At 75.0% G+C, this 1,859-nt stretch carries 1 protein-coding gene and 1 pseudogene; both read right to left on the bottom strand.

What is annotated here, in order from left to right:
* Positions 1-1,590: YfjP family GTPase (locus G3I19_RS36365; RefSeq protein ID WP_239075062.1), on the bottom strand; the 1,590-nt coding region annotated here is incomplete at its 3' end.
* Positions 1,587-1,859, bottom strand: a pseudogene (locus tag G3I19_RS36360) (ATP-binding protein); the annotation flags it as partial. The pseudogene G3I19_RS36360 and the gene G3I19_RS36365, both read right to left, overlap by 4 nt.

Genomic DNA, 1,859 nt, shown 5'->3' with positions numbered 1-1,859 from the left:
CCCGACCGCGTCACCGAGCCGCTCGCCGAACTGCTCGCGGGCCGGCTCCCCCAGCCCCGCGTGCCCCTCGGCGACGTACACCGACCGCAGACCGTCCGCCGCCGCGTCCACATCGGCCGCCAGCCGGCGCGCAGGCGCCCCCCGCTCCCGGACGAACCGGCCGATCAGCTCACGCAGTTCGCCCACCCCTTCGCCGGTGAGCGCCGACAGCGCGAGCACCGTGGCGCCCGGCTCGCCGTGTTCGCCCAGGGCCATACCGTCCTCGTCGAGCAGCCGCCGCAGGTCGTCGAGCACCTGGTCGGCGGCCTCGCCCGGCAGCCGGTCGATCTGGTTGAGCACCACGAAGGTGATCTCGGCGTGGCCCGCGAGCGGCTTGAGGTAGCGGTCGTGGAGCGCGGCGTCCGCGTACTTCTCCGGATCGACCACCCAGATCACCGCGTCCACCAGTTCCATCGCCCGGTCCACCTGGTCGCGGTGCGCGGTCAGGGCCGAGTCGTGGTCGGGCAGGTCGATGAGGACCAGCCCGTGCAGTTCGTCACCGGGCCCCGCGCTCATCCAGGGCCTGCGGCGCAGCCGCCCGGGGATGGCGAGCCGGTCGAGCAGCCCGGCGGCGCCGTCGGTCCAGCTGCAGGCGAGCGGCGCGGATGTGGTGGGCCTGCGCACCCCCGTCTCGGAGATCGCCACCCCGGCAAGGGCGTTGAAGAGCGTGGACTTGCCGCTGCCGGTCGCGCCCGCGATCGCGACGACGGTGTGCTGCGAGGAGAGCCGCTGCCGGGCCGACGCCTCGTCCAGCACCCGTCCGGCCTCGGCGAGCGTCGGCCCTTCGAGGCGCGTACGGGAGAGGCCGACCAGTTCCCGCAGGGCGTCCAGCCGGGCGCGCAGCTCGGCGCCGTAGGACACGGAGCGCGGGAAGTCCTCGTACGACTCGGGCAGCGGGCCCAGGTTGAACTCGCGCGCGCTGCCCGGCGCGCTCTCCCGGTCGGCCGCGCGCCGGGCGATGAATCCGTCGTCCCAGTGGTGGCTGCCCTGCCCGGGCATCCTGACCTCGCCGGACGGCACGGACGCCGCGGACGGCACCGCGAGCGCGGACGGACCGGACGAGGCGGACGAGGTATCCGGGGTGGGTGAGGTGTCCGGGGTGGACGGGGTGGACGGGGTGGGTGAGCCGGACGGGGTGGGCGGATCGGCGGCAGCCGTGCGCGGCTCCCGGCTCCCCTGCTCCGCCGGCCGCCCGGCATGCGCATGCCCCGCCGAGTGCAGCTGCGGGTCCCGGCGCGCATCCAAGTCCGAGTCCGGACCGGAGTCCGAGTCGGAGCCGGAGCCGGAGCCAAGGCCGGAGCCGGAGCCCGCGTTCAAACCCGAGCCCGAACCCGAACCCGAGCCCGAACCCGAACCCGAAGCCGCGTCCGAGTCGGGTGCACTCACCTCCGGGGCCTCGGCCGCCACCTCGGCCCCGTCCGTCACCGCAACCACTTCCGCCGCGTCGGTCCCCCTCATCGCTCTGGCCCCGTGCGTCCCATCGGTACCTTCGGTCACCCCGGTCACCCCGGTCACCCCGGTCGTCTCAGTCCCTTCGGTCGCCTCGTTCATCGCGGCCACTTCTCCTTCTGCAGTACGGACAGCGCGGCGATCAGTTCGGCCTGCGACTCGGGGCCCACGTCCAGGGCATCGAGCGGTGCGAGCCGGCGGTCACGCTCCGCGCCGAGCACGTCGTCGATGTACGTACGGACCAGCTCCGCGCCCTTGTCGCGCAGCCTCAGCGCCCCCTGCGCGCCGATCCGTTCGGCCAGCCGCTCCCCCGCCTTGCGCGTACGGCGACCGCCCAGCAGCGCGGCGGCCAGCAGCGCCGCGACCGCCTC

The organism is Streptomyces sp. SID10853 (assembly GCF_010548145.1).
GTDB lineage: Bacteria > Actinomycetota > Actinomycetes > Streptomycetales > Streptomycetaceae > Streptomyces.
Note: the sequence above shows the minus strand (reverse complement) of the source record. Positions and strands in the feature narration are given on the sequence as shown.